Here is a 26,506-nt window from a genome sequence, read left to right on the forward strand (position 1 = left end):
GATCGTCCACGGTCAGAACGGGGTTGATGTTTACTCGGCCGATTTCGGTGACAAAAAACCGATCACCTGGCCTGCCAGCGCGATCAGGTCCGGCAGCTCCAGCCGGGCGCACTCTTCTTTGGTCAGGTTCGGGTAGGTGACGCGCGGCAGGATGGTGATCAGGGCGTCGACGTCGGCGTTGGCCAGTGCTGCCAGACCAATACCGCGCAGGCTGCCTGCATTCGGTTTGGTGACCTGTACTTCACGGATCTCGCTGTCGCCGCGTTTGATCGGGGTTTCCAGTGCAACGGTATTTTCTGGGGATGCATTCAGTTCCATGGGGGTATCCAATTATTGTCAGGGAAGCAGGGCCAGCACTGTGGCTGGCCATTGAAGTGATGAATTACAGGCCGATAGCGCGGCGGTGGGCCGCCAGCAGATCCACGCCGTCAACTTTTTCAATCATGTTGACGGTATCGATCTCGATCAGCTCTTTGCCGTCGATGCTCAGTTTGAAGTAGGTACAGTCGGTAGAAACCTTGGTCTCGGTGTCTTCGCCTTGTTTGAAGTCACCGCTGTCGATTTCTTTGTGGCGACCGCGCATCACGACTTCGAGTGCCGATACTTCACCGGTGTCGTCACGCTGGAAAGAACCGGTAAAGCGCAGCGGTACCGCGTCGACGCGGCCCCATTGTTTCAGCACCAGCTCATCGATACCGCCCATGGTCCATTCGACTACCAGCGCATCGTCATCCAGACCGAAGTCCACCGAGGCTGCGCCGCTCATGCCGCCACCGCGGAATTTTTCCAGCTTACGGGTCAGTTTTGGCAGGGTCATGGCGGAGACCACGCCCATGTAGTTGAAGCCGTCGTTAAACAGGTTCAGATATTTCAGTTTTTTTGGCAGTGCCATTATTCAGGTCTCCTTAGCTGTTCACGGACGCGGCGAAGTTCGCCAGGTAACGGTCGGTGATGCGCTGGCGCAGGGTTAAATCTTCCAGCGGCGGTACCGGGGTGTAGTCGTAATCGATAAACAGTTTGCCGGCCTTCAGGGTTTCTTTATCGTTGGCGCTTTCGTCGTACCAGCAGTCGCCGTCAATGATCAGTCCGGCGGATTTCAGCTCGCGGAACTTGGCTTTGATGCCGTCGATCATGTCGCGGATCAGCGTTGGCGTAACCGGGCGGTCAATTGCCCACAGATGAGCTTCGGCCATGGTGTCAGCCAATACCTGCGCGGTACGGGTATAGTTTTCGAACTGGAATAATGGATCGTCGGAACAGGTGCGTGAGCCCCAAAACTTGAAGCCATCTTTGCGGATCAGGGTGGTGACGCAGGCTTCGTTCAGCAGGTCAGCATCGGTACCGACGGTTTGCAGATCCCAAAATACGCTGGCTGAAATACCGCTGACGCCGTTGACGCCGACGTTGGACAGGGTCTTATGCCAGCCAGTTTCCTGGTCAATCTTGGCGCGCAGACCGAGTGCACGAGCGGTAGCGTATGCGATGTCGCTGCTGTTGGTGGTGGTGTTCCAGTTAACAAAGTCTGGCCAGATCAACATCAGTTCGCGTTGGCTAAAGCCTGCGCGGTACTTGATGGCGTCGGAGACGGTCTTGCAGCCGTAAGCGCTGATATAACCAAAGGCACGCAGTTGTTGGCAGATACCGGCCAGTGCGGTTGCTACCTCCAGGTTGTCGTGGCCTGGCACACCTAGGATACGTGGCTTCACACCCAGTTCGGCCTGTGCCGCCAGCAAGGCTTTCATGCCGGTGTATTTACCGTTTTCATCGGCGTCGCCAATGATATTGGAGGTGGTTTCGGCCTCGTCTTTGCCTTCTGCCACACGTACCACGACGGTGACCGGTTTGGCCTGCTCGGCAATCGCCAGCAGCGAGCGTGTCAGGGTGCCATTTTTGCCGGCCTTGCCACTGGCGGCCAGAACGTCAGTGATCAACACCGGAGTGTTGAGAGGGAACAGGCTGGCATCGGCATCTTCTGCAGTACAAACCATGCCAATAATCGCCGTCGAGACGGTGGAAATTACGCGGGTGCCTTCATTGATTTCGAGGACACGCACGCCGTGGTGATAATCACCCATAGCATTACTCCGTTTGTGGTTGGTAACAACAGAATGCCTTTCGTGACCGGGTCGCGCATCTCATTGGGTATGTATGAGAACTGGTACAACAGCAGGAAAATCAAGATAAAAAAACGCCCCGGGCGGGGCGTTGAGTAAGATGATTCTCTGCTAATAGAATTATTAGATATTAGGATAAGTAGGCCAGGTAATGTTCGGAGCCGCGCTCACCTCAATACGATTAGTCTGGATACGAAAAATTACCCATGCTTTTAACTTTGTTAACTCTTCTTCTGTGGCAATACCCAACTCTTTTGCATCTTGTAACGGTGCGATAACTTTAGTAGCTAATACCATAAGCTGGTCTTTATCTTGCTGAGCTTGTTTTTCAAGTTCGGTCTGCGAAAACTGGCGTGGAATAATATTTTTACCATCAAACATCCATTCTCCAGTGTTTGACAATTTTTTAGGTGTATCTTCTTCGCTGAATTCAATGACCGATAAATTAAATGGCCATAACATAGATACATCATGCGAAAATGCACAGATAATCCCATTAGCATCATAGGCGACCTTTATAGTGTCGGCCGAGTATTCTTTTTGATGCTCATACCAGTCGTTGCCATTTTCATCACGCAGGTAAGTCACGTCTAAACCCAGTGATGGTATTTCTGGCGTATACTGTTTAAGGTTTTTTAAATGTTTCATTATTATTCTGTCCCGATAGTAACCCATTGACCATTTCTTACAACCTGTATTGCCGAGTAGGCACCCCAAACACCTGGATTATAGTTTGCCCCCGACATACCGCTATAAACGCAACCTGACGGTAAATCCATTCTTCCACCGGTATCGGCGATAACAGTTCGGCCTGATAGGCGAACCCCTTGAATGAGATTTTGATATGCCCAGTCTTTGGCATTATTTTGTGCTGCATTAGCAGCTTGATCAGCATGTCCCCAGACTGCGTCACGTGCAGCGTTAATGTTGGCTACTATTGCATCCCATAGCCATTGACCATTGGGATTCCAGCGTGTGCCCCAGATGTTTCCATCTGGAGTCATGTTGGCGTTGCCAACAAAAAGTGTGTTTCCAGCTTTTAAGCTTTTTGGAGCTATAAAATCACCTTCTGTTGACCATGAAAATTGAATATCTTGCCCTGCGGAACCTCTAAATTGCATTAACCATTTAGGACTACCATCAAGAGCTAAACTGCCTTGTGATATTGCCCATGATGATTTATTTTCAATGGTTATTTTCTGTTTTATTAACGGGCTATATGCATTTGTTGAGCGTGCAGAGAACTCACCATAGAATGCGGCTTTAGAATTATATTGCTCAGAAAAAACTTGTGGACCGTTATATTGACCGGTCAATTCACCAGTCATTATGTCGCCGCTCTGTTTGACAAATTTTCCGTCGACCTCGGCCTTGTTGTAGGCCCCAACATCCGCCGCCGTAGGTTTAAAACCCGTGTGAAAAAATGTATAAGGCTTACCGGCTACCAGCGTTTGTGGGTTGGTTTGCGAGATAATAATGGAGGGAACATTACTACCACCCAATAATACGGCATTAGGGTAGGTTTGGTTCCCGAGCATGACCATATTGTTTTGCGCGCCGGCAGCGTCCAGGCCGTAGATACCCGTTTTATAACTCATTCTTACCAAACCGGTGATATCACCCCCACTCAGTGGCAGACGTTTTTTGACCTCGTCATTAACCGCTTTCACCGCTTTTGGCGTCGCTGCCAGAACTTCGCTGTTGCTATTGCTGTCGCTGCTCAGTTGGGTGAAGCCTTTGGCCAGCAGGGTGGCATCCGGGTGGTTACGTGAACGGGCATGTTCGGCGATAGCCGCATCCAGCGTATCGCGGGAAACCAGCACGGCAGTTTTGTCTGCCACAATCACTGCGCTGGCGTCACCTTTGACCAGCAGGACCATGCGCACTACCTGAGTACGACCGGCACCTTCGGCCAGCAATGGCTTGTAAGTGTCTGGTGTATTAGCCACGGCCACCAGTACGCCATTTTTATCGTACAACCCCAATTCACGGATCCACCAGCCACCGGTATCTTCCGGGATCACCTGCTCGGCGATCACCTGGTTGCCGCTGTCGGCGTTAACTTGCAGGGAATTGAGCACCGCCCGTCGTTTTTCATTCACCAGCCTGGTTTGGCTTTCGCTGGGCAGAGTGGCCGAGCCGCCGCCATCGCCGACCGCCATCTGGGTGATCTCCAGCTTCTGGCCGGTTGCCGCGGCGTTAGCCAGCAGCGCTTTACCCTGATCGGTGAGCAGGGCGCGATATTTTGCTGTCATGTCGTTGCTCTCTTTTGTTTGTCGGCCAGGTCATTCAGGCCGTTCTTGTACATCACATACAGGCTCAATCCGCGCAGGATTTCACCCGACCAAAAACCGAAGAACATCCCGTTGTCCGTGCCGGGACGTGGTGCCGGTGACCAGGCGCCATCCATCACATCTCCAGCGGTGAGAAAATTCTTCTGTAACTCTGTAACGCATTGTTCGATAAAGTGTTCGGTGCCGGAAATCTCACTGCCGGCCATTTTTGCCAGCACGGCGCCGGCCAACCACAGGCCGCACATATGGCCTGTAAAATCATGTTTGTTGGGCTGCGGGATGTCGGTCATCGGGAAATCGGTCGGTGTTATACCGCCAGAGTCCTGGGTAAAGCCGATCAGCCAGCGCAGCCAGTTTTCGACATAACCGACCAGTTTGGCTGGCGGTGTTTTTCCCGCCAGTGTCAGCTCATGCCAGGCACGCGCGGCGCCAAAGAAGGCCCGAGGTTGATAGCCGGACCAGGCGGTGCCGTCGCCCCAGTGGTACATGGTCCAGCTGTCCGCGGGGCCATAGCTCAGATTGTCCCAGCGATTCCAGATATAAGCGGAAGCTCCCGGCCCCAATACGCCAAACTGCTGCTGATACCACTGCTGCGATTGCCACAGAAACTCGGTCATGTTGTTGAGCATTACACCGTCAGGATCGGCGTCGGCATGCACGAAAATGAACGGGTATTGGTAGCCTGGATAAGGCATGCCGTGCCAGCCGTCGAACTGTTGGCTGTCTGCCTGATAGATATTGGAAAAGGGGATCACGCCGGGCGTGCAGAACAGGCTGTCCTGACGATGGCCCAGTAGGGTGCAATCCCCCAGCAGTGCGGTGTAAGGGTTGTCTGCCTGTAGCGTGACGCGGTATTTGATGGTGTAACCGTCGTCGGCGTTAAAGGTTGGCGGAATATCATTCAGTACGTAGTAGCTGAAGTTAGCGTTCGCCACATTGCCGTCTTGCAGGATAGTGACCTGATCCACCGTGCTGAAATCAGGACGGGCAGGTTTCTCATCGCCATCCTGATGGTCTGGCTGATAGCCGCTCAGCACCGCGGCAGCCGGGTCAAAGGTTGCCAGCGTCCATTTTCCGTCGGTGGCGGGCAGCATCCAGTACCAGCGCCATTTATCGTCGTCCTCAAGCCGCAGATTGAAGTCGGCATCAGCACGATAAACCAGTTGGTTTACCGGAAAACGTTCCTCGGCGGTCAGCCAGGCGCCGATCACCATGCCAGCGTCATCGTTGGGGTAGCTGGCGTTGATCACCGTTGCGCTGCGCCGATCGTAAACCTGTTCTTCAAACCGGCTGCCGATCACGCAACCGCCGTAATCGGTCACCGCACGCAGGTCGGCCAGCAGATAATCGCTGCCATCCTCGCGAGTCAACGCCGCCAGACTGGTGAGCGCGATATCATAGGTTTTTACCTGCGTCTGGGTGGACTGCGGCAGACCGATGCCCCAGTCGGTGGTTTGTTTTGCATCCTTTTCCGCTGCTATGGCCAATTGCAACCGGCAGGAAATAGGCTGGTTCTGGTCATCAACGCCGCCGAAACTGGTGCGAACTTTTGACTGTTTGCCAACGCGGAACCACACCGATTGCTGTTCCAGTGACTGCTGTGACGCAATTTCTTTGCGCAGGGTGATCATGCCATCGGCGTTGCGTGCATAGCTGACGGGCGCACCGGCAGGATATGACCAGTCGTAGGAGATGCCGTCGGTGAAGGGAGTATTGGCATGCAAACTCTGGCGGAAGAACTTATCCTGCGCGTCAATATCGGTGTATTCCATTGCGGTGAATTCAACGCTTTTCCAGGCATTGAAATAGCGTTGCTCGCCGGTGATTTTGTGCAGCAGGTGGCAGGCATCGGCAAACCATAGCTCGGCGTCTGCCGCATTACCCATGGCATTGTGCGGGACCGGCACGTGCAGCGGACGATTGTGCTGAGCCTGATTACGTTCAATCATGACGCCGCCGTGCTCGACGGGCTGACGATTGGCAAAGTTCAGCTTATGACTGCCACTGAGCGTGTTATCTTTCAGTTGAACGGTACCAAACTGCGCGGCGGGCAGACCCTGGGCCAGAATGTCACCATCGGCGCTAATCTGATAACCCTGCCAGTTAATGATCCACGCCACGTCGTAACGCTTGCCGTCACTGCTCCAGTCCACGTTGCCGGCGGCGTCAACTGCACGCACCTGCGCATTGATGGCGTCCCAGGCCAGGGTGCCGTCAAAGGCGAAGGTGGCGATATCCAGATATTCTCCCCAGTAAGGCGCGCCCTGCGGGATCTGTGTTTTGCCTTTAATGAAGGTCATGGGGACGCCTTTGAAACCGCTGTGCGTCGGATCTTTACTGTCTACCGGCCAGTTAGCCGGCACCGGCTCCTTGGCGTTGACGATCCAGTTGGCTACCCAACGCTGAGGGGTTTTCGGGATGGGGGCGCCGTCGTAAAAATGAGTCACATAAGCATCGAAACAGGCAATGGCCTGATCCAGATACTTCTGTTGTTGGGTCGCCAAAAAGGCATGGGCATAGCCGAGAATTTGCAACGCCTGCCCCTCGGTGGTGGCATCATTGGGCAATCCCGCCATGCGTGAAAGCTCTCGTTCATGGCGTGAGTCGGCCAGAACATGTTCTGCGTTGAGAACAAAATGTTGTTGGGTCGAATCCAGGGTGGTACCGGTATTACGTTGTAAAAACTGATAGTGGCCCTCCAGCATTTGGCGGGCGAACTCGACATAATCCGGATATACCGTGGTTATCTCAGCGTCGTAATGACCACCGGCCACCTCGATATTACCTGAGGCCTCCAGGTTCAGCGCCAGGCCGGTCAAGTGGCGGCTGACAGGCTTGGCGTCGGCGATCATCCGTTCCATTTCCAGGTACATTTCTTCGGTGATGCCATTTTCTAGCACGCCGATATCCAGTGAAAAGGTGCCGGGTTCTGCGTTGGTTTCCCACCATTCACGCAGTTTGATCAGATAGCCCAAGGGCTCGACCACGCGGCGGATGGCGCCGATAGTGCCTTTATGACGATGCACGAAGAAGGCAGAGGAGACGACGTTGCGTTTGGTTTCTTCCGTCCAGCCCTCATCCCAGTGATCGACCGAAAACGCCCAGGCCAGATACGGCAGCAGGTTGACCGGGCAGGTGGCCGGGTTCCACAACTCCCGCAGCGGTACCGGCATCGTGGTCAGCTCGGCGCAGGCGGCCGCCGCAGCGACCTCCAGCGGTGAAGAGCCGACCGGCAGCAGACGGTTACTCATCGGAGCCTCCGACGGTCAGAAGATAACTGGCGCAGTACGACGCCTGGGTTTTATCCAGCACGATATCGGCCTGCGGGCTTTTCAGTTCCACCCGTTGCACCCCTTCGGCATGCAGAGCGGCGTAAATTGCCGACAGACGGATATCACGCCCCAGACGGTGTTGGGCGCTGATGTAGCTTTTCAGCTTGGCTTCGGCGGCGCGGCGGATAGGTTCTGCTTCCGGACCAGGGTAGAGATAAAGCACGGCATCGATGTTGTAATTGACGATAGTGGCGGAGCGTACGCTGACGCGATCGGCCACCGGGCGCACGTCTTCATCGTTTAGCGCTTTATCGACAATTGCCACCAGCTCGGCGCTGGCGGTGCCATCACCTTCACGCGACAGCACCGAAATCAGTACGTTGGCCGGGCTGGGGCTGGTGGCGGAAACATCGGCTACCCGACCATCGGCGGAACGACCGTGGTATTCGTAGGAACCGCTGGAGCCGGCCACGCTCAGCCCTTCGAATGCCTGTTGGATGCGTACGCGGAAATCGCTGTCGGACTCCATAATCGCCGCTACCGGCGGAATGACCGTATTGTCAGGCTGCTGGACCACCAGGCGTTCAACCTGGAAGTTAGCGCCAAGCTGATCGAGATCGCTGCCGCCGGCATAGCCGAGCATCACCGCCTGAGCGGCCTCATTGATGCGCTGGCGCAGGATCAGTTCACGGTATGCGTTTTCCTGCAGCAGTTTGACGATCGGTTCCGACTCCAGCGTCAGCGTGCGTGCAATGGCTTCACGCTGTTCTTCCGGGTAAAGGGAAATCAGCGTGGCCTTGCGATCGGCCAGCAGCGACTCGTAGTCGAGGGGATCCACCACCGTGGGGGCGGGTAATAAGCTCAGGTCAATGGTTGCCATGGTGTCAGCTCACAGAAACAGAAAGAGAAAAGGTATCCGGCGTATCGATACGGTTGCCGGTAATGTCGACCACCATTTTTCCGTCGATGGTAGTGTTAAAGGTGATGCCACTAAGTTGAATGCGCGGCTCCCACTGCAGCAGCGCGCTGTAGCAGGCGGCCATAATCTGCAGCCGCAGCACGTCGTTTTGCGGCTGATCCAGCAGCTCGGACAGCAGCGAACCGTAATTGCGGCGCATGATGCGTGAGCCGATTGGGGTGATCAGAATGTCGCTCACTGACTGACGGATATGTTCAATGTCGGTGATCGCGCGGCCTGAGCCGCGATTCATGCCAAGATATTTCGCGTTATTCATACTGGTTTATCCGTTTGGCCTCCGCCGTTTTGCACGCCGCCGTGGGTGTGGCTATGTACCACCACGCCGTTAGAACTGATGCTGCCGCCGGAGTGGTTGAGATCGCCGGTCATCGAGCCGCCCTGTCGGATGGCGATGGTGCCGGTGGTTAATAGCTGAGTGCATTCCACCTCGGGGGCATCCAGCGTGATCTTGCTCGTTGCACGACAGGTGATGGCCGGTGCAGTGACGATTACCTGCTCTGTGGCTTCAATGGTGGCGCTTTTGATCCCCATGACTTTCAGTGCCCCCTCTGCCGGTTCGTATTCGATTACCGCGCCGTCAGGGAAGGTGATGTGTGCCGCCTGAGCCGAGGTTGACGGCGCGGGATGGGCATCGGAAAAAATGCCGGGGAGCACGAAGGCGGTATCAAGCTCGCCCCCCAGCGACAACACCAGCACCTGTTCACCTACGCTGGGTGCCCACCAGCAGCGAGCGTCACCGGCTCGGCCGGTTAGCCAGCTAAGCCAGTCGGTGAGGTTGCCACCGGTGGCAACGCGACAGCGCCCGCGTTCGAGGTCGAGCTCACTGATGGTGCCGATGCGTATCAGGTTGCGCACCAGGCGCTGAATATCGAAGTTGTCTGTGTTCATTTGTTAAGAATGCCGCCGTATAAGGGGGGCGACAACGCGGCGGCGTTTAGCTGACGCCAGCACAACCGAAGCCGTCCCCAGGGTCAGTTTATGGCTGCTGAAATTGGCTGATCAGCTCGCCGTGCAGGTAAACACGGGTGAAGCGAATGACGTTTTCCGGCTCCGGCGGCTCGGCCAGGGGAGTGATATGCAGTGCACCCTCGCGCTGTTCCACCTGGATGCGCTCGGTCAATTGCAGTTGAAGATCCAGTTGGCCGGCGGCGCTGACGTCGCGTTTAAAGGCAAAACCGTTTTTACGTTTATCCGGGTTGGCGAGAATGTCGGGCTGGTGACGGCGTAGCCAGGCCAAGACAGTGACCATCACCAGGTCTTCTTCGGCTGCCTGGTCGCTCAGCGTCAGATTGAGCTGGTATTGGTATTCGAATGACAGCGAAGGGCCTAATGTTGAAACCACGCGGCCATTATCCAGGCTGATGCGTAGCTTATCGGGATGCGTTTGTAGGTCTGGCAGAGCGGTGGTCAGCGCAGTACGCAACTGCTCGGGTTTTAGCATGATGTCTCTCCTTGAGTGGTTGAAGCGATGCAGCCAGGATCAGCGCTGAATACCCTGCAGGCACAGAGCACGTTCGGCATGACGACGGCGTTCCAGCCCCTGGCTTTTAACGCCCTTGACATAGATCCAGCGCGGTAGCTGATCGCAAGCCGCCTGCCATTGTTGGCGTTTGATAAAGGTGGCCAATGTGGAATTGCAGGCAGCGCTGACGCCAACGTTGAAGGCAAAGGCGCTGACTGCGTCGTAAACCGGCTGCGGCATCTCTACGGCCATGCAGCGTGCGATACCGAGCTCGACGGTGCGGACATCCTCGATCAGATTGGCCGCGGCTTGGCGTTCGTCGATGACTGAGCCGGATTTCACACCGGCGGTATGGCCGATGCCGTTGGTCCATATCCCGGCACTGCACTGGTAGGGGGAGAGTCTGCAGCCTTCGAAATCGGCAATCAGGCGCAATCCCTGTTCAGAGGTGTGTAGGGTATTGAACTGTGGCAGCAGGGCGGCGAGGGCCAGAATAGCCGCCACGCTGCAGCGTTTAGCGAGTGAGCTCATCGTAGACTCCGCGTTTCAGACCGTTTTTTTTTAACGATTTCAACAGCTGGTAACTTTTACGCCGGTAGTACCAATTCACTGCGAAAGTACCGACACCGACCGCAGCGCCGACCAAGAGGGCAATGTCCTGTGTGGAATGTCGCCCCATCCAGGCCAGGCAGGCCGCCGTGAGGTAGGCAAGCGTTGAGGTGAGTTTTTCCATCGCTTAGTCCCACAGTTTGACGGTTTCTCGTTGAGCGGCCGCCGGCAGATCCGGCAGTTCTACCGGATGACCGTGGGGGAGTAGCGGGCCTGCGTCGGCCAGATCGCGATTAGCGAGATAGACCTGCTCCACCAGACGCTGAGTGCTGCCGTAATAGCGCCAGCAAATCGCGTCTATGGTGTCGCCTTGTTGTGCATAAATTTTCATCATTACGCTCCTGCGATGTGGTTGACTGAGATGGACGCTACGGCCCCGGATAAGCACTAGTTTCCCGTGAGAACCAGGCATCGGCAACGCGATGGGGTTGTGGATGCGCTGGCACAACTGAACGGGGGAATGCTGGTGACAGAAACGAAAACACCCGCCGATGGCGGGTGCTGGAAAAGGGGATTTAGCGTAAGCAGACGCTGATTTAGCGAGAGTCCTGTCCGTCAGCCGGGTAAAATATTTCTTGATAATCATTGTCCGGCAACACCTGGCTGGCCAGATCCGAAATCAGCGACATGGCGATCAGAAATTCGGCGGCACTGCACTGCGCGGCCTGCGAAACATCGGCGATGAACTGGATGCGGGACAGTGTTAGCTGTTGTTTATCCATAATTTCCACTGTTCTTGCCCTCTCTTAAGTATACTGTTTATTTATACAGTATTAAGCAAAACGCTAAAGGCGTCAATGATTGGATTTATCATTTGTGCAGTAAAAATTTGCCCAGTCATTGATTAGCGGAAATTGTACAAGTTGTCCGTCAAAGCTGATTTTCCCTCCTCTTGCTAATACTTCCAACTGCCAGCGCTGTGGATCGATACCTGTCTGCCGAAGATCGCGGGCAATAGTCAGGCAATACTGCTGTTGTGCTGGAGTCAGACGTGCGGAGGGCGCCGGTTTTGGGGCGTTAAAGGAGGAGGATCCACAGTTATTGGCAGAACTCCAAGGTGTCGCAGGTTCGCGGTTTTTAGCGACGATGCGCCATTGTAGCGTACGGGTCCGGTACACCCGATCAGGGCCCAGATGGGGGACATAAATACCGACCACCTTTTGCACTCGTTCGTCATAGCTGTTCAGCATGGGCGCATCATCACGCGCTACGCGCACCCACTGCCGGCTGCGCGGCACGTTAGCACCGCCCTGAGCATTGATATAACCGGCAAAATCTCCCGTATCGGCGGCGGCGCGTACGGCTTCGGTTCGCGCATCGAACTGCTGCGTCAGGCTTTGCCCACGAATGCGACGACACTCGCGATATGCGCCTATGCTGGGCAAACCAAAAGGATGAAACTGCGGAATACGCCAGGTGCTGGCCCAGGCGCTGACGGCATTGGCGGTTTCACTCAGCGGGCTACCGGTCTCATGATCGAGTTCTTCCTCCAGTGCATAGCCATCGAGATTCTTGGCAATGTATTTGGCCATGTAAGCTGTCGCTCCCCCTCGATTCAGGTGCTTATACTGGAGACGATTCTCTTGCGCTCCGGGTTCCCCGGCATCTTGCTGCAGTGCATAACGGCGCAGAATATCGATCACCTGCTGACGATGGGGTTGAGGGGTAAACAGCATCAGATGCCAATGCGGTGTGCCGTCGTGATGCGGTTCCACTACGCGAACACCGTAGACCTGCAACTGGCGATCTTTGAAAGCAGTGCGCATTTTGCTCCATTGCTTCACCAGGTAGCGTTGGCCGTCTTTGGGGGTAAAATCTTCGCGGTCCCAGCGGTGATTAAAGCGTGACTTACCGCGGTCGCCGGCAGTGCGCGTGGGATGAAAACGGGAGGGGGTAGTCAGGGTGACAAACAGGCCGATGTGGCTGCTGCGTGCGGCGTAGGTTTCAATGCCTGCGAGGGTATTCATTAGCTCCATACGGCGGATCGCCGGGTTGGCAATGCTGCCGAGCACTTTCTCCATCAGATCGATACGCTCCCCGGTAACGGTATTTTCCAAATCGCAGCGGCGAAGATAATCCAGGTTTGACTGGCGTCTCGCCTTCACGTCACGAATGGCCTGCCGGCTGGCATAGGGCGATGTGTTGCGGCTGACGTTGCCAATGGCGATCAGCAGCGCTTCGCGCCACTGCATACGTTGCATCTTCAGGCGCCGCAGCCACCAACGATCGCTGGTCAGTCTCGACAGTGCCGCTACCGCGCGGTGGCTGTCCAGCACCCCCTTGCGATAACAGTGCCAGTGCATGGGCTGAATATTAAAAGCGCGTGCCATACCGGCAATCTGGCCATACAACCGCGATTGAATTTCGTCCCGCAGCAGGACAGAAGAGTCTCCCGCATGCCTGGTCAGTAGGGTGTCGCACTCGCTTTGATAAAGCGCCAGTAACTGGCCGGCGATACGTTTTGCCAACTGTTCCAGCGCCTTGTCACCCAACGTGGGCAAAGCGTTATAGTTGTCGGACTCACTACCAAAGCGCATCGAGGCCTGCCGATTCAGAGCAAATTTATCGTTCACTTGCTGAATACGCGGCCATATACGACGTTCGAAAACCAACACTAAATAGTGCCAGGCAGCCTTCGAACCTTGTTGACTCAACAGATGTTGGTGGCGCTCGGTAAACTGTATACGCAGATAATAAGGTAGAGAATTGACGCGCCGCAGCGCGGCTTGCCACTGGCGTAACCGATCGCGGTTTAGCGTGGGTTCGCGGCCAATGGCTGGCCGCGGGGCACTCCAGGGATAGGCACCTTCAAACGAGGCTGAAGGCGGGGGGCCAATAAGGCCGGGGGAAGCTGGCATCGTATTAACGCCGGATAAAGTGACGTTGCTGAGCCTCTGAGATCTCCTGGCAGGCCACGCAGCGGCTTACGCCGGGAATAGCGCGGCGTCGTACCTCAGGGATCGCCCCGTCACAGTCTGCACAAAACTGCGCAGAGGCTTGGGTGACTACAGGCCTGGCGTGCGCGATTTGCTTTTCGAGCATCAGCGCCTGGCGTTCTTGCGCCATATCTATGGTATCAGCCATGGTGTGTTCTCCAGATAGGGTAAATTTGGGCCGAATGACATCCGGCGGGTTGCACGCCAGAAGTTGCAGAACGGCTATTTTTTTTGATTCAGCAGGCAATCCTCTTCGCTGATATAGCGCGGCAGTGATTTGCCCAGTTCAATGAATGCATTGAGCGCAGCGACAATTTTCTGTCGCTGGGGATAACTCATCTCGTGGAACTGCAGCATCACGTGACGCTCGGTCAGGCCTGCATGAAAGCAGAGCGTGTGACGTAGATGCAGTGGTGCCGTGTTGTAGATCTCCTCGGCCTGATTTTTATATTGGGCGAATAACGTGCGGCGGATTTCAGCGATACGCCGTAGGCCGATAGCCCGTTGCTCTTCACTCGCAAGCAGCATAACAACCTCCCTGGATGCGGATTGATATATGGGCTTGCAAAAGCGAGGCAGCTCTCGGTTCGAATCACCATCACTGTGTGAGCTTACCGTTAACCAATGGCAGCATAACTTGCTATTGGACTACCAGGATGTTTGCATTTTCATCAATCATGTCGCATCATCTTAACTAAAGTGACATTTAAGCCGTTTGTGAAACATTCATACGGCACTTTAGATCGCAAAATGCGACTTGTAAATGCAAATTTTGATTTTAATTGGTGATGATATGCGTGAAGAGACTGTGAACGATAACGCCTCAGTAGGCGCAGTGATTGAAAGGATCCTTTCATCTTATGGCGTTGGCACGCAGAAAGAGCTGAGTGAAATCCTGGGGATAGCCCCTAACAACATCAGCAGTTGGCAGCAACGTGGCAGTGTGCCTGGCTATGTGATCATCAGCTGCGCGCTGGCTACGGGCGCGGATTTGGCCTGGCTTATGACCGGGGAGCTTGCAAAAGCAAAAAGTGAACGTAAACCGATTCAACCCGCGCAGGGAAAAGCGCTTTACGATCGGGTTCTGGCCTCTGGCGGTAAAGGTGTGCTGCGCCGCATTCTCGATGCCTATGGTTTCAGTTTGCAGAAAGAGCTGGGAGATTTACTGGGTATTTCGTCGGGCACCATGAGCACCTGGGTTCGTCGTAATTATTTCCCGGGAGATATCGTGGTGACTTGCGCTCTGGATACCGGTGTTTCTCTGTTGTGGCTGGCAACCGGACAGGGGGAAATGGGCAGTGGCAGCACGGCGGTGACGGTACCTAAGGGCGGGCAAGGGCTGCCGAAATACCGGCTCGTCGCCGGGCAGTTGAAAGAGGCGGGAGAATGGTTGGCGGACAGTTCGCTGATCCCGGCAGGGGTAGCGCAACCGGCCTACATTGACGGCGGTCGGTTATCCTGGCTGGTGGATTTAGCGGTGACGCACATTGCCAATGGCCGTTGGCTGATCGATATCGACGGCAATATCGACGTCTATGATATTGCGCGTTTGCCGGGTAATCAGGTTCAGGTCAGTGGGGGAAATGCTGACTTCCAGTGCTCTACCGATGCGCTGAAAGCCTTGGGCATGGTCTGGTTGACTCTGACGCCTCAGGCATAAAAAAAGCCCATTAATAATGGGCTTAGTCGTATAAGAAATGCGGAACCGAAAAGATTACAGACCGTACACCAGGCTGATGGAGGTGGTGGTGTCGGTGTTCTTCGGTGCTGACGCCGGCGGCTTGCTGTTGTAAGTCACGTTATAAGCCAGACGCAGTGCGAACCTTTCGTTAATCGCGACGCTTAGCGCGGTTTCGGAGTTCAAGGTGGTTTCTTCGTTAGCCAGTGCGGAAACACCCTCGGAGAACTTGGTATTGTCGGTCAACTGATACGAATAGTTGGCTGCGCCGTAAGCCAGCGCTTTGGTGGAGCGACCACCGCCATGATATTCATCGTGACGTACGCCGGGACCAAATTCAACTCGCAGGTCGCTGAGCGGCCCGTTGAGGATTTGGCGACCATAACCGCCGGTCAGCGTGGAACGGGAGTCATAACCGTTGAAGCGGTCACTAAGCCAACTTGCCTGACCGAACAGGTAGTTGCGATCGGACAGGTTATAACGGGTACGGCCACCGGCCTGATACTTTTCAGACGAGCGCACGTTAGAGGAGGTGGTGTTGTTGGCGGCTCCCCACAGGCTGTAGGCGGCATCGCTGTTGAACCAGGTCATGCTGGTGTTGGCCAGCAGGGTCGAGCTTTGTGAGTTACCAGACTGCGAGTTGTAGCCGGCCTGGACGTTGCCTTCAAACGGCTTTTTAGCGGTGGCCGGATCGTCCATCGCGGTGAAAAGCGTATTGTCGGCAAGGGCTGAAACACTGGTGAAAGTCGTTAAGCAGCTAATGAACAGCGGAATAGCGCGGCGAGCGCGTAAAGAGAGCATTTTGGATCCAGTTGTTAAGAGTGATTATAAGTGATGTCAGTCACATTATATCGGTTCGTCATGGCGACCAAAATAGCTACGATTAGCTTAAGTTTTTAATTTCTCATCCTTACTTATTCACTTTTCTTCTACTTAATTAACCCCTTCCTGCGGCATATCATGCTGAGTATCCTTAGCGTTTGGCTGGGTTTTGGCTAAGGTTGTCGTCTGGTGGCAACAGCGGGTGGGCAGCCGTGCTCGATAATCCGGATGAGACTGAGAGCTGTATCGCGGCCTGATGTATTGTTGTGGAAAATATGGTGTATATTTTTATTTACACTTGATGGTGATGATTCCGATTCTTAAAGCTTAAAGGGGATAAACGATAACCTTGATTGTATTTGTTTATTTTTGTTTATAAAACATATAATTGACTGTTGTTCTCTGTCTCTTTTAATATGGGCTTTCAAGCGGATTTGTCAGTGGTAATTTTTTATTTACAGATATCGGATTGAAAACTTTACATCACATGGTATGGTAAGGACCTGAAACGCTCAAGGTTGTATTAACGCTTACGCATAACGGCAAACGACAGGAATAGCATCATGCAAAAAGACGCGCTCAATAACGTTCATATCAGTGCAGAACAAATTCTGATCACTCCGGAAGAACTGAAGAACCAGTTTCCGCTCAGCGCCAGCGATGAAAATGAAATCGCTACCGCGCGTAAAACCATCGCTGATATTTTGCAGGGGCGCGATCATCGCCTGCTGGTGGTGTGCGGACCCTGTTCTATCCACGACCCGGATGCTGCCCTGGATTACGCCCGTCATTTGAAAACCCTGTCGGCTGAATTGAGCGATCAGCTGTATATCGTTATGCGCGTCTATTTTGAAAAACCACGCACCACCGTTGGCTGGAAAGGCCTGATCAACGATCCGTACATGGACGGTTCGTTTGATGTTGAAGCCGGTTTGCACATCGCGCGTCGTCTGTTGCTGGATCTGGTAGGTATGGGTCTGCCGTTGGCGACAGAAGCCTTGGATCCGAACAGCCCGCAATACCTGGGCGACCTGTTCAGCTGGTCGGCGATTGGTGCGCGTACCACAGAATCGCAGACTCACCGCGAGATGGCTTCAGGCTTGTCGATGCCGGTGGGCTTCAAAAACGGCACCGACGGCAGCCTGGGGACGGCAATCAACGCCATGCGTGCCGCGGCGATGCCACACCGTTTTGTCGGCATCAACCAGGCAGGGCAAGTGTGCCTGCTGCAAACGCAGGGTAACCCGGATGGGCACGTGATCCTGCGCGGTGGTAAAACGCCGAACTACAGTGCCGAAGACGTTGCGGCCTGTGAAAAACAGATGCGGGACGCGGGACTCCACCCGTCCTTGATGATAGATTGCAGCCATGGCAACTCGAATAAAGACTATCGCCGTCAGCCGACGGTTGCCGAGTCCGTGGTAGAGCAGATTAAAGCGGGTAACCGTTCGATCACCGGCATCATGCTGGAAAGCCACCTGCACGAAGGCAGCCAGTCTTCTGAGCAACCGCGTGCAGATATGCGCTACGGGGTTTCTGTTACTGACGCCTGCATTAACTGGGAGAGTACCCAGACGCTGCTGCGCCATATGCACCAGGAACTCGGCACTGCGCTGACGGCACGTACTGGAGAGTAGTAAGTTATGGTGGCTGAACTGACCGCGTTGCGCGATCAAATTGACGAAGTGGATAAGGCGCTGCTGGAGCTGCTGGCGAAACGCCTGCAGCTGGTGGCAGAAGTGGGTGAGGTTAAGAGCCACCACGGTTTACCGGTATATGTTCCCGAGCGTGAGGCGGCGATGTTGGCCTCACGGCGCCAGGAAGCAGAGAATCTGGGTGTACCGCCCGATCTGATTGAAGATGTACTGCGCCGGGTAATGCGTGAGTCTTATGTCAGCGAGAACGACAAAGGCTTTAAAACCCTGAACCCACAGCTGCGTCCTATTGTCATCATCGGCGGTAACGGCCAAATGGGACGGTTGTTTAATCGCCTGCTGACGCTGTCCGGCTACCAGGTCAAGGTATTGGATCAGCAAGACTGGCCGCAGGCCGATGCTTTGCTGGCAGACGCCGGAATGGTGATTGTCAGCGTGCCGATTCACGTGACCGAGCAGGTGATTGAAAGATTACCTCCGCTGCCGGCAGACTGTATCCTGGTCGATCTGGCGTCGGTAAAAAATCGCCCGCTAAATGCCATGTTGGCAGCGCACTCTGGCCCGGTGGTGGGTCTGCATCCGATGTTTGGTCCGGACGTAGGCAGCGTGGCCAAGCAGGTGGTGGTCTATTGCGATGGCCGCGAGCCGCAAGCCTATCAATGGTTGCTGGAGCAACTGCAGGTATGGGGCGCGCGTTTGCACCGTATCAGCGCGGTTGAGCACGATCAGAATATGGCCTTCATTCAGGCGCTGCGCCATTTTGCCACCTTTGCCTATGGTCTGCATTTGGCGGAAGAAAACGTTCAGTTGGAACAGTTGCTGGCACTCTCTTCACCAATCTACCGGTTGGAATTGGCGATGGTCGGGCGGCTGTTTGCGCAGGATCCGCAGTTGTACGCAGATATCATCATGTCGTCGGAAGAGAACATTGCGCTAATCAAACGCTACTACCAACGGTTTGGCGAGGCGATAAAACTGCTGGAACAGGGCGATAAACAGGCGTTTATCCAGAGTTTCCAAAAGGTCGAGCATTGGTTTGGCGACTACGCGCAGCGTTTCCTGGTGGAAAGCCGTTCGTTGTTGCGCCAGGCGAATGACAGTCGACAGTAAAATATCTGGGTTCGGCAATGCCGAACCCTTTTTTATCTCATTCAGGATGGATTGACCGGCACCACGTTGTCGCTGGGGTAGCAGCCCAACACCTTCAACGAGCGAGTTATAGGCGTCAGATCCCTCAATGCTTTCTGCATTGATTCAGAACGCAGGTTAGCCTGCACATCGATATAAAACATTTCCTCCCACGGATTGCCGTTAATCGGGCGAGATTCCAGTTTGGTCATAATGATGCCGTTTTCGCGCAGCACCAGCAGCGCTTCAACCAGTGCACCAGACTGCTGCCCGGTGGCCATGATCAGCGTGGTTTTAGCCGGCACTTGCTCGGAGACGTCGATAGCCTTACGCGCCAGCACGATGAAGCGGGTGATGTTCTGCTGTTGATTGGCCAGATTGTGCTCCAGCACCTGCAGGCCATACAGTGCCCCGCCGGCTTCGCTGCCCAGCGCTGCGGCTTTTGGCGAGTTCAATTTGGCGACCTTTTCCATCGCTGCGGCAGTGCTTTCACAATATTCGATTTTCCAGTGCGGATAACGATTAATGAACTGGCTGCATTGCTGGAACGGCTGCGGGTGGCTATACACGGTTTCAATCTGGGCAAGATCGGTATCGCTGGCTACCAGGACGCAGTGATCGATAGGGTTGGTTAGTTCGCCGACGATCGACAGGCTGGTGTGCTGCAGCAGATCGTAGACATCGTTAATCGAACCTGAGCTGGTATTTTCAATCGGCAGAATGGCGTAATCCGCCTGGCCGGTTTCGACCTGGGTAAATATGTCCTGGAATTTCTGGCAACCGCACTCGATCAACTGGTCGAAATGACGAGCAGCGTATTGGCGTGCGGCCAGGTGTGAATAAGAGCCTTTCGGGCCGAGGAAAGCGATGCGGGCTGAATGCTGACTGACTTGATTGAGTTGGTTTTGCAGTAAAGACTGCTGGGTTAATACCGAGTCTTCGATAATTAGCTGGAACAGGCGGGTGACGTAGAACCCGTCCAGATCGTAGGGTTTGGCAGCGGCGATCAGGGCGTCCAGCAGGTCGCGCTCACGCTCTTTATCCCGAATTGGACGATGAGAGTGCAGCTTGGTTTTCCCTACCTCTACAGCCAGTTCACGGCGTTCTGCCAGCAGGGACAGCAGTTTCAGATCCAGTGCGCTGATGCGTTCGCGCAGCACGAGTAACGGGTTGTCAGTCATAATCAGCTTCTGCCTTATATTTTTTATACGTCGTAAATAGCCATAAAAAAAGCCCCCTGATTTCAGGAGGCTTTGCTGTTCGTCTTCGCATTCTTTATCACACGACGAAACGCCTCCCAATCAGGGGAAGGTAAAAAAGAATGCGAAGAAAAACGGTTTACGGAGCATGGGTTATCCAGAGTATGCGTGAGACAGGTTTTAAAGTAACCGCAGGCCTTTATCTCGTCAATAAAAAAACCAGACAAAAAACGCGCCCTCAGGCGCGTTTGATGTGAAACAGCCGCTAAACGGTTATTCCTGTTCCGGTTCGACTTCCGGAATGATGTCCTTCACGCTGGTCGCGGCACGGCGTGCTTCGCCTTTGTGCTGCACCTTATTCAACTGGCGTTCCAGCTTGGCGATCAAATCGTTAACGGCGGTGTACATGTCTTCATGTTTAGCGCTGGCGACCAGCGGGCCGTTAGGGGTAGTAATGGTGGCGTCGGCAACAAACCCTTTCGGTTCTTTGGATAAGACGATATGTGGGTTAATCAGTTGGGCCTGCCATTTTTCCAGTTTGGTGAGACGGTCTTCGACGTGACTGCGGATTGCGGGAGTGATATCCATTTGTTTGCTGGTAATGTTCAATGTCATATAACTTACCTCTCTGTCTTTCCGTCTTGGATGGATCCAGCATACCCCGCTTTTTGCTTAAATGCGTGATGAAAATCACGTATTTTTGTCACTTTTTGCAAAGTTAGTTCAATCTGTGATTCAGCATTTGAATTGGCTATCTAACGCTTGAGTCTTGTGAGCGGAACGCGCATTATTGAAAGGATAAGCGGTGGGGCAGACTTGCTAACATCGTGTTTTTGCTTGTGTATTTATCCAGTTCTGGCTAAGTTCGCAGCAAATGAAAACGGCAGCCAAGGCTGCCGTTTTGTTTTTCTGCCGTTGCCAATTCGGTTATGCCGGGTTGGCGGCAATCACTTTGGCCACTTTGTCGGCCTGACCGTTCAGTTGCAACTGCTTATACGCATTTTCCATCAGCGGCAGCGCGTCGCGCGTTGCTTTGGTATCCGGATATTCACGTAGCATCTGTTCGGCGCGATTAACGACCGCGACGTAGGCACCGCGTTTAGTGTAGTATTCCACCACCGAAAGCTCATACTTGGCCAGGCGGTCTTTCAGATACACCAGACGCTTGTTGGCATCGGTCACATACTGGCTGTTCGGGTACTGCTGAATCAGCTGGCTGAAATCGCGAAACGCAGCGCGAGCATGCTGTGGATCGCGGTCTGAACGATCGACCCCGAAGAAGCCTTGCAATGCACTGTCATCCAACGCCATATCGGTCAGACCACGCATGTACATCACGTAGTCGATGTTCGGGTGCGTAGGGTTCAGACGCATGAAACGATCGATAGACGCCTGAGCCAGTGGTAAATCGGCAGATTTGTAGTAGGCATAAATCAGGTCCAACTGAACCTGCTGAGAGTACGGCCCGAAAGGATAGCGGTTATCTAACGCTTCGAGTTGCGTAATCGCGCCCTTAAAGTTACCGTCCTGCAGTTTTTGCTGGGCAGTAGCATAGATTTCCGAAGGTGGGTTGTCGGGAACCGCATCCTTGGATGTGGAGCAACCTGCCAGCGCCAGGCTCAACGTGGCTGCCGCCACCAGATATTTCATACGCGTCATGACGTTTTGATTATCCTCAGGGTGTTATTCCGGGAGACTGTCCGTTAAGCTCCCGACAAAGACCAGTTACAATAGCACATTATATTAAACGGCATCGCCGTGAAAACCCAACGTTAACGAAGAAGCTGCATATGGCACAACAAGTACAACTCACCGCAACGGTGGCCGAATCTCAACTCGGACAACGTTTAGATCAGGCTTTGGCCGAATTGTTCCCTGATTATTCACGATCTCGCATAAAAGATTGGATCCTGGACAATCGGGTACAGGTTAATGGCAAAACGATAAACAAACCGAAAGAGAAGGTACTGGGGGGAGAGACGGTCGCCATTGATGCACAGATAGAAGAAGACGCCCGTTGGGAACCGCAGGACATCGCGCTGAATATCGTCTACGAAGACAGTGACATTCTGGTCATCAACAAGCCACGCGACCTGGTCGTGCACCCTGGCGCCGGCAACCCGGATGGCACGGTGCTCAATGCGTTGCTGCACTACTATCCTGAAATTGCCGATGTGCCGCGTGCCGGCATCGTGCACCGTCTGGACAAGGACACTACCGGTTTGATGGTCGTGGCCAAAACCGTTCCGGCGCAAACCCGACTGGTAGAAGCGCTGCAGGCGCGTGATATTACCCGTGAATATGAAGCGGTCGCCATTGGCACCATGACCGCCGGCGGTACTGTCGAAGAGCCAATTTCGCGCCATTCGACCAAGCGCACCCATATGGCAGTGCACCCGATGGGGAAACCCGCGGTGACGCATTACCGTATTATGGAGCACTTCCGTGCGCACACGCGCCTGCGTCTGCGTCTGGAAACCGGCCGTACTCACCAGATCCGTGTGCATATGTCACATATCAACCATCCGTTGGTGGGGGATCAGCTGTACGGTGGCCGTCCGCGTCCGCCAAAAGGTGCGTCGGATGCATTTATTGCCACGCTGCGCGGTTTCGATCGCCAGGCACTGCACGCTACCATGCTGCGTTTATATCATCCAATCAGCGGTATCCAGATGGAGTGGCACGCGCCGCTGCCTCAAGATATGGTCGATTTGATTAACGCGCTGAAAGCCGATACCGAAGAATTTAAAGATCAGATGAACTGGTAATGGATTCGCTTATCCTGCCCGATTGGCCGTTGCCTGCTGGGGTAAAAGCCTGCAGCACGACCCGTCACGGCGGCATCAGTTTACCGCCGTATGACTCGCTCAACCTCGGAACCCACGTGGGTGATGATGCGCGGGCGGTGGCGGATAACCGCCAACGGCTGGTGGAGGGCGCCGGCCTGCCGCAGATGCCAGTCTGGCTGGAGCAAATCCATGGTACCCGTGTAGTGCGGCTGGATGGGCAAACGCCAGCCGACCTGCGAGCGGACGCCGTTTACAGTAATGTCCCGGGGCAAGTGTGTGCCGTGATGACGGCGGATTGCTTGCCGGTGCTGTTTTGCTCGCAGGCCGGTGATGAAGTTGCTGCAGCCCATGCCGGTTGGCGTGGGCTGTGCAATGGCGTGCTGGAACAAACTCTGGCTGCTTTTGCTGCTGAACCGGGTTGCATCAGCGCCTGGCTCGGCCCGGCAATTGGTCCGCAACAGTTTGAGGTAGGGCCAGAGGTCCGTGCGGCATTTATTGCTGTGGATGACGCAGCGGCGGCAGCATTCACCCCCCAGGGTGATAAATTCCTGGCCGATATCTATTTATTGGCTCGTCAGCGCCTGCAACGCGCAGGCATTCACGCCATCTACGGTGGCGATCGCTGCACGGTGAGCGAAATCAGTCATTTTTTCTCCTATCGTCGCGATGGAATAACCGGACGTCTGGCAAGTTTAATCTGGCTGATATAACCTATTGAATTAGGACGGTCCAAAGACGCATGATGTAGTACCGAAAATATACAGTCGAAATAACCTTGAATTTTTGAGGGATGACCTCATTTAATCTCCAGTAGCAATTTCGACCCATCTTGGAGGTGTTATGCGTCTGGATCGTCTTACTAACAAATTCCAGCTTGCCCTCGCCGATGCCCAATCTTTAGCCCTTGGGCGCGACAACCAGTTTATTGAACCGTTACATCTGATGAGCGCTCTGCTCAATCAGGACGGGGGCACGGTTCGTCCACTCTTAACTTCTGCCGGTATCGATGCAGGGCGCGTGCGCACTGAAATCGAACAGGCACTGTCTCGTCAGCCTCAAGTCGAAGGTACCGGTGGTGACGTTCAACCGTCCCATGAACTGGTGCGTGTCCTTAACCTGTGCGACAAGCTGGCGCAAAAGCGGGCGGACAAATTCATTTCTTCCGAACTCTTTGTACTGGCGGTGCTTGAGGATCGTGGAACATTGACCGATCTGTTGAAAGCGGCCGGTGCGACAACCGATAAAATCAGCAAGGCTATTGAGCAAATGCGAGGTGGAGACAGCGTGGAAGATCAGGGTGCTGAAGACCAACGTCAGGCATTGAAGAAATACACTATTGATCTGACCGAACGTGCCGAGCAGGGCAAGCTTGACCCGGTTATCGGCCGTGACGAAGAGATCCGTCGCACCATTCAGGTGCTGCAACGTCGTACCAAAAACAACCCGGTGTTGATCGGCGAGCCTGGCGTGGGTAAAACCGCCATCGTCGAAGGTTTGGCGCAACGCATCATTAATGGTGAAGTCCCGGAAGGCCTAAAGCATAAACGAGTGCTGTCCCTCGATATGGGGGCGCTGATTGCCGGGGCCAAGTACCGCGGTGAGTTTGAAGAGCGTCTGAAAGCGGTGCTGAGCGATCTGTCCAAACAGGAAGGCAGCGTCATTCTGTTTATTGATGAACTGCACACTATGGTTGGCGCGGGTAAAGCCGATGGCGCAATGGATGCCGGCAATATGTTGAAACCGGCGCTGGCGCGTGGGGAACTGCACTGCGTCGGTGCCACCACGCTGGACGAATATCGCCAGTATATAGAGAAGGACGCGGCGCTCGAACGTCGTTTCCAGAAAGTCTATGTGGCGGAACCCAGCGTTGAAGACACCATCGCTATCCTGCGAGGCCTGAAAGAACGTTATGAACTGCATCACCATGTGCAGATCACTGACCCGGCGATTGTTGCGGCGGCGACCTTGTCACACCGCTATATCTCCGATCGTCAATTGCCGGATAAGGCTATTGACCTGATCGATGAGGCGGCGTCCAGCATCCGTATGCAGATGGACTCCAAGCCGGAATCGCTCGATCGTCTGGAGCGCCGCATTATTCAGCTTAAGCTGGAGCAACAGGCGCTGAGTAAAGAGTCGGACGACGCCAGCAAGAAACGTCTGGAAATGCTTAGCGGCGAGCTGGAGCAGAAAGAGCGTGAATATTCAGAGCTGGAAGAAGAGTGGAAAGCGGAAAAAGCCTCACTCTCCGGTACGCAGAATATTAAAGCGGAACTTGAGCAGGCCAAGATAACCCTGGAGCAGGCGCGTCGCGTCGGCGATCTGGGGCGGATGTCGGAACTGCAGTACGGCAAGATCCCAGAGTTGGAAAAACAGCTTGCTGCCGCCACGCTGGCCGAAGGCAAAACCATGAAGCTGTTGCGTAACCGGGTGACCGACGCAGAAATTGCCGAAGTGTTGGCGCGAGCTACCGGTATTCCTGTTGCCAGAATGCTGGAAGGCGAGCGTGACAAGCTGTTGCGCCTGGAGCAGGAGCTGCATTCTCGGGTGATTGGCCAGGATGAAGCCGTGAGCGCGGTATCTAACGCCATTCGCCGTAGCCGAGCTGGGCTTTCAGATCCAAACCGTCCAATCGGTTCGTTCCTGTTCCTCGGCCCGACCGGGGTGGGTAAAACAGAACTCTGTAAGGCGCTGGCCTCGTTCCTGTTCGACAGTGACGATGCCATGGTGCGTATCGATATGTCCGAGTTTATGGAAAAGCATTCGGTATCGCGGCTGGTGGGTGCGCCTCCGGGCTATGTCGGGTATGAAGAGGGCGGTTATCTGACCGAGGCGGTACGTCGTCGACCTTATTCAGTGATCCTGTTGGATGAAGTTGAGAAGGCGCACCCGGATGTGTTCAACATTCTGCTGCAGGTCTTGGACGATGGGCGTCTGACCGATGGTCAGGGACGTACCGTTGATTTCCGTAATACCGTGGTGATCATGACTTCTAACCTGGGGTCCGATCTGATCCAGGAACACTTCGGTCAGATGAACTACGCGCAGATGAAGGAATCGGTGATGGAAATGGTCACGCATCATTTCCGTCCGGAATTCATCAACCGTATAGATGAGGTGGTAGTGTTCCACCCACTCGGCCAGAAACACATTGCCGAGATCGCCAAGATTCAGTTGGCGCGTCTGTACAAACGTCTGGAAGAGCGTGGTTACGAAGTCACTATGACCGAACCGGCGTTGGAACTGCTGGGCAAAACTGGTTTCGACCCTGTGTATGGTGCTCGTCCATTGAAACGCGCTATCCAGCAGGAGATCGAAAACCCATTGGCGCAGCAAATCCTTTCCGGCAAGTTGATTCCGGGCAAACCGGTGACGCTGGATGTGGAAGACGAGCACATCGTCGCTAAACAGTAACGACTATCTATAGTCATTGCGATAAAAGGGAGCGGGTGACCGCTCCCTTTTCTTTATCTGTTTTCATTGCTCTTAGAGAGTTTTCCGGGCTAATGGCCTTAAAACACCACTTTTCCGGCTAATAAATATCCTAAAAGGCCTTTATTGGTTGTTAT

At 54.4% G+C, this 26,506-nt stretch carries 27 protein-coding genes, 1 pseudogene and 1 other annotated feature; of the genes and pseudogenes, 6 read left to right on the forward strand and 22 right to left on the reverse strand.

Annotated features, from left to right (window positions below):
• Nucleotides 1-30: 30 nt before the first annotated feature.
• The 17 genes and pseudogenes from ACSOSI_RS04060 to ACSOSI_RS04140 form a co-directional block, all read right to left on the reverse strand.
• Complete coding sequence (locus ACSOSI_RS04060) at nt 31-318, reverse strand: phage tail assembly protein (RefSeq protein ID WP_476706584.1); 288 nt, start codon at nt 316-318, stop codon at nt 31-33.
• A gap of 64 nt (nt 319-382) precedes the next feature.
• On the reverse strand, nt 383-892 hold the full coding sequence (locus tag ACSOSI_RS04065) for a phage major tail tube protein (protein WP_006323695.1): 510 nt from the start codon (nt 890-892) through the stop codon (nt 383-385).
• 13 nt (nt 893-905) lie between these two features.
• Nucleotides 906-2,075: a phage tail sheath protein gene (locus ACSOSI_RS04070; RefSeq protein WP_476706585.1), complete on the reverse strand. Its 1,170-nt coding sequence runs from the start codon at nt 2,073-2,075 to the stop codon at nt 906-908.
• Between the two features lie 162 nt (nt 2,076-2,237).
• Nucleotides 2,238-2,762, reverse strand: coding sequence for a tail fiber assembly protein (locus ACSOSI_RS04075; protein WP_261278302.1), 525 nt, complete (start codon nt 2,760-2,762; stop codon nt 2,238-2,240).
• A 2-nt stretch (nt 2,763-2,764) separates the two neighbouring features.
• Entirely contained in the window at nt 2,765-4,369 is a 1,605-nt protein-coding gene (locus ACSOSI_RS04080; RefSeq protein WP_476706586.1) for a phage tail protein, read from the reverse strand.
• 2,768 nt (nt 4,370-7,137) lie between these two features.
• A pseudogene (locus tag ACSOSI_RS04085) lies at nt 7,138-7,659 on the reverse strand (phage tail protein I); the annotation flags it as partial.
• The gene (locus ACSOSI_RS04090; protein ID WP_135344650.1) at nt 7,652-8,560 is read right to left on the reverse strand and encodes a baseplate assembly protein; all 909 of its coding nucleotides are present in this window, start codon (nt 8,558-8,560) and stop codon (nt 7,652-7,654) included. The pseudogene ACSOSI_RS04085 and the gene ACSOSI_RS04090, both read right to left, overlap by 8 nt.
• Nucleotides 8,561-8,564: 4 nt before the next feature.
• Complete coding sequence (locus tag ACSOSI_RS04095) at nt 8,565-8,915, reverse strand: GPW/gp25 family protein (protein WP_012005313.1); 351 nt, start codon at nt 8,913-8,915, stop codon at nt 8,565-8,567.
• Nucleotides 8,912-9,547 (reverse strand): phage baseplate assembly protein V, encoded by a 636-nt coding sequence (locus ACSOSI_RS04100; protein ID WP_476706587.1) that lies wholly within the window; start codon nt 9,545-9,547, stop codon nt 8,912-8,914. Before ACSOSI_RS04100 ends, ACSOSI_RS04095 begins: the two co-directional genes overlap by 4 nt.
• Nucleotides 9,548-9,635: 88 nt before the next feature.
• Entirely contained in the window at nt 9,636-10,100 is a 465-nt protein-coding gene (locus ACSOSI_RS04105; RefSeq protein WP_476706588.1) for a phage tail protein, read from the reverse strand.
• A gap of 39 nt (nt 10,101-10,139) precedes the next feature.
• Complete coding sequence (locus ACSOSI_RS04110; RefSeq protein WP_017891673.1) at nt 10,140-10,652, reverse strand: lysozyme; 513 nt, start codon at nt 10,650-10,652, stop codon at nt 10,140-10,142.
• A complete protein-coding gene (locus tag ACSOSI_RS04115; RefSeq protein WP_012005317.1) occupies nt 10,636-10,854 on the reverse strand; it encodes an HP1 family phage holin in 219 nt (72 codons plus the stop codon). Before ACSOSI_RS04115 ends, ACSOSI_RS04110 begins: the two co-directional genes overlap by 17 nt.
• 3 nt (nt 10,855-10,857) lie before the next feature.
• Nucleotides 10,858-11,061: a tail protein X gene (locus tag ACSOSI_RS04120; RefSeq protein WP_012005318.1), complete on the reverse strand. Its 204-nt coding sequence runs from the start codon at nt 11,059-11,061 to the stop codon at nt 10,858-10,860.
• Between the two features lie 205 nt (nt 11,062-11,266).
• Complete coding sequence (locus ACSOSI_RS04125) at nt 11,267-11,461, reverse strand: hypothetical protein (RefSeq protein WP_026142210.1); 195 nt, start codon at nt 11,459-11,461, stop codon at nt 11,267-11,269.
• A 63-nt stretch (nt 11,462-11,524) separates the two neighbouring features.
• Nucleotides 11,525-13,588, reverse strand: a complete 2,064-nt coding sequence (locus ACSOSI_RS04130) for a replication endonuclease (RefSeq protein ID WP_476706589.1) — start codon at nt 13,586-13,588, stop codon at nt 11,525-11,527.
• Nucleotides 13,589-13,592: 4 nt separating this feature from the next.
• Nucleotides 13,593-13,814, reverse strand: coding sequence for a TraR/DksA C4-type zinc finger protein (locus tag ACSOSI_RS04135; RefSeq protein ID WP_261409027.1), 222 nt, complete (start codon nt 13,812-13,814; stop codon nt 13,593-13,595).
• Between the two features lie 74 nt (nt 13,815-13,888).
• A complete protein-coding gene (locus tag ACSOSI_RS04140) occupies nt 13,889-14,194 on the reverse strand; it encodes a hypothetical protein (RefSeq protein WP_012005321.1) in 306 nt (101 codons plus the stop codon).
• Nucleotides 14,195-14,429: 235 nt separating this feature from the next.
• Here ACSOSI_RS04140 and ACSOSI_RS04145 point away from each other — a divergent pair, with 235 nt between their 5' ends.
• On the forward strand, nt 14,430-15,326 hold the full coding sequence (locus ACSOSI_RS04145; protein WP_476706590.1) for a helix-turn-helix domain-containing protein: 897 nt from the start codon (nt 14,430-14,432) through the stop codon (nt 15,324-15,326).
• 54 nt (nt 15,327-15,380) lie between these two features.
• Here the strand turns inward: ACSOSI_RS04145 and ACSOSI_RS04150 are convergent, their stop codons facing one another.
• A complete protein-coding gene (locus ACSOSI_RS04150) occupies nt 15,381-16,145 on the reverse strand; it encodes a DUF481 domain-containing protein (RefSeq protein WP_012005323.1) in 765 nt (254 codons plus the stop codon).
• 584 nt (nt 16,146-16,729) lie between these two features.
• Here ACSOSI_RS04150 and ACSOSI_RS04155 point away from each other — a divergent pair.
• Nucleotides 16,730-17,803, forward strand: coding sequence for a 3-deoxy-7-phosphoheptulonate synthase (locus ACSOSI_RS04155; RefSeq protein ID WP_012005324.1), 1,074 nt, complete (start codon nt 16,730-16,732; stop codon nt 17,801-17,803).
• A gap of 6 nt (nt 17,804-17,809) precedes the next feature.
• Nucleotides 17,810-18,931, forward strand: a complete 1,122-nt coding sequence (gene tyrA, locus ACSOSI_RS04160) for a bifunctional chorismate mutase/prephenate dehydrogenase (protein ID WP_012005325.1) — start codon at nt 17,810-17,812, stop codon at nt 18,929-18,931.
• A 41-nt stretch (nt 18,932-18,972) separates the two neighbouring features.
• Here the strand turns inward: tyrA and pheA are convergent, their stop codons facing one another.
• The 4 genes from pheA to bamD form a co-directional block, all read right to left on the reverse strand.
• Entirely contained in the window at nt 18,973-20,130 is a 1,158-nt protein-coding gene (pheA, locus tag ACSOSI_RS04165; protein WP_012005326.1) for a bifunctional chorismate mutase/prephenate dehydratase, read from the reverse strand.
• Between the two features lie 42 nt (nt 20,131-20,172).
• Nucleotides 20,173-20,299, reverse strand: a sequence feature (Phe leader region).
• Entirely contained in the window at nt 20,251-20,298 is a 48-nt protein-coding gene (gene pheL, locus ACSOSI_RS04170; protein WP_198010413.1) for a pheA operon leader peptide PheL, read from the reverse strand. Its footprint overlaps the feature before it by 48 nt.
• A 122-nt stretch (nt 20,300-20,421) precedes the next feature.
• Nucleotides 20,422-20,763 (reverse strand): ribosome-associated translation inhibitor RaiA, encoded by a 342-nt coding sequence (gene raiA, locus ACSOSI_RS04175; RefSeq protein ID WP_012005327.1) that lies wholly within the window; start codon nt 20,761-20,763, stop codon nt 20,422-20,424.
• Between the two features lie 312 nt (nt 20,764-21,075).
• Entirely contained in the window at nt 21,076-21,807 is a 732-nt protein-coding gene (bamD, locus tag ACSOSI_RS04180; RefSeq protein WP_012005328.1) for an outer membrane protein assembly factor BamD, read from the reverse strand.
• A 131-nt stretch (nt 21,808-21,938) separates the two neighbouring features.
• Between bamD and rluD the strand changes: the two genes are divergently transcribed.
• From rluD to clpB, 3 genes are all read left to right on the forward strand, one after another.
• Nucleotides 21,939-22,916, forward strand: coding sequence for a 23S rRNA pseudouridine(1911/1915/1917) synthase RluD (gene rluD / locus ACSOSI_RS04185; RefSeq protein WP_012005329.1), 978 nt, complete (start codon nt 21,939-21,941; stop codon nt 22,914-22,916).
• A complete protein-coding gene (gene yfiH / locus ACSOSI_RS04190; RefSeq protein WP_261099240.1) occupies nt 22,916-23,647 on the forward strand; it encodes a purine nucleoside phosphorylase YfiH in 732 nt (243 codons plus the stop codon). The genes rluD and yfiH overlap by 1 nt, the downstream gene beginning before the upstream one ends.
• Before the next feature lie 130 nt (nt 23,648-23,777).
• Nucleotides 23,778-26,351: an ATP-dependent chaperone ClpB gene (gene clpB / locus ACSOSI_RS04195; RefSeq protein ID WP_017891681.1), complete on the forward strand. Its 2,574-nt coding sequence runs from the start codon at nt 23,778-23,780 to the stop codon at nt 26,349-26,351.
• Nucleotides 26,352-26,506: the final 155 nt, after the last annotated feature.

This window comes from Serratia sp. AR11 (assembly GCF_056376275.1).

Excerpts from the sequence above, each read along its gene's own strand:
- ACSOSI_RS04060 (WP_476706584.1), bottom strand. The coding sequence starts at position 318 with ATGGAACTGAATGCATCCCCAGAAAATACCGTTGCACTGGAAACCCCG.
- ACSOSI_RS04065 (WP_006323695.1), bottom strand. The coding sequence starts at position 892 with ATGGCACTGCCAAAAAAACTGAAATATCTGAACCTGTTTAACGACGGC.
- ACSOSI_RS04070 (WP_476706585.1), bottom strand. The coding sequence starts at position 2,075 with ATGGGTGATTATCACCACGGCGTGCGTGTCCTCGAAATCAATGAAGGC.
- ACSOSI_RS04075 (WP_261278302.1), bottom strand. The coding sequence starts at position 2,762 with ATGAAACATTTAAAAAACCTTAAACAGTATACGCCAGAAATACCATCA.
- ACSOSI_RS04080 (WP_476706586.1), bottom strand. The coding sequence starts at position 4,369 with ATGACAGCAAAATATCGCGCCCTGCTCACCGATCAGGGTAAAGCGCTG.
- ACSOSI_RS04090 (WP_135344650.1), bottom strand. The coding sequence starts at position 8,560 with ATGGCAACCATTGACCTGAGCTTATTACCCGCCCCCACGGTGGTGGAT.
- ACSOSI_RS04095 (WP_012005313.1), bottom strand. The coding sequence starts at position 8,915 with ATGAATAACGCGAAATATCTTGGCATGAATCGCGGCTCAGGCCGCGCG.
- ACSOSI_RS04100 (WP_476706587.1), bottom strand. The coding sequence starts at position 9,547 with ATGAACACAGACAACTTCGATATTCAGCGCCTGGTGCGCAACCTGATA.
- ACSOSI_RS04105 (WP_476706588.1), bottom strand. The coding sequence starts at position 10,100 with ATGCTAAAACCCGAGCAGTTGCGTACTGCGCTGACCACCGCTCTGCCA.
- ACSOSI_RS04110 (WP_017891673.1), bottom strand. The coding sequence starts at position 10,652 with ATGAGCTCACTCGCTAAACGCTGCAGCGTGGCGGCTATTCTGGCCCTC.
- ACSOSI_RS04115 (WP_012005317.1), bottom strand. The coding sequence starts at position 10,854 with ATGGAAAAACTCACCTCAACGCTTGCCTACCTCACGGCGGCCTGCCTG.
- ACSOSI_RS04120 (WP_012005318.1), bottom strand. The coding sequence starts at position 11,061 with ATGAAAATTTATGCACAACAAGGCGACACCATAGACGCGATTTGCTGG.
- ACSOSI_RS04130 (WP_476706589.1), bottom strand. The coding sequence starts at position 13,588 with ATGCCAGCTTCCCCCGGCCTTATTGGCCCCCCGCCTTCAGCCTCGTTT.
- ACSOSI_RS04135 (WP_261409027.1), bottom strand. The coding sequence starts at position 13,814 with ATGGCTGATACCATAGATATGGCGCAAGAACGCCAGGCGCTGATGCTC.
- ACSOSI_RS04140 (WP_012005321.1), bottom strand. The coding sequence starts at position 14,194 with ATGCTGCTTGCGAGTGAAGAGCAACGGGCTATCGGCCTACGGCGTATC.
- ACSOSI_RS04145 (WP_476706590.1), top strand. The coding sequence starts at position 14,430 with ATGCAAATTTTGATTTTAATTGGTGATGATATGCGTGAAGAGACTGTG.
- ACSOSI_RS04150 (WP_012005323.1), bottom strand. The coding sequence starts at position 16,145 with ATGCTCTCTTTACGCGCTCGCCGCGCTATTCCGCTGTTCATTAGCTGC.
- ACSOSI_RS04155 (WP_012005324.1), top strand. The coding sequence starts at position 16,730 with ATGCAAAAAGACGCGCTCAATAACGTTCATATCAGTGCAGAACAAATT.
- tyrA (WP_012005325.1), top strand. The coding sequence starts at position 17,810 with ATGGTGGCTGAACTGACCGCGTTGCGCGATCAAATTGACGAAGTGGAT.
- pheA (WP_012005326.1), bottom strand. The coding sequence starts at position 20,130 with ATGACTGACAACCCGTTACTCGTGCTGCGCGAACGCATCAGCGCACTG.
- raiA (WP_012005327.1), bottom strand. The coding sequence starts at position 20,763 with ATGACATTGAACATTACCAGCAAACAAATGGATATCACTCCCGCAATC.
- bamD (WP_012005328.1), bottom strand. The coding sequence starts at position 21,807 with ATGACGCGTATGAAATATCTGGTGGCGGCAGCCACGTTGAGCCTGGCG.
- rluD (WP_012005329.1), top strand. The coding sequence starts at position 21,939 with ATGGCACAACAAGTACAACTCACCGCAACGGTGGCCGAATCTCAACTC.
- yfiH (WP_261099240.1), top strand. The coding sequence starts at position 22,916 with ATGGATTCGCTTATCCTGCCCGATTGGCCGTTGCCTGCTGGGGTAAAA.
- clpB (WP_017891681.1), top strand. The coding sequence starts at position 23,778 with ATGCGTCTGGATCGTCTTACTAACAAATTCCAGCTTGCCCTCGCCGAT.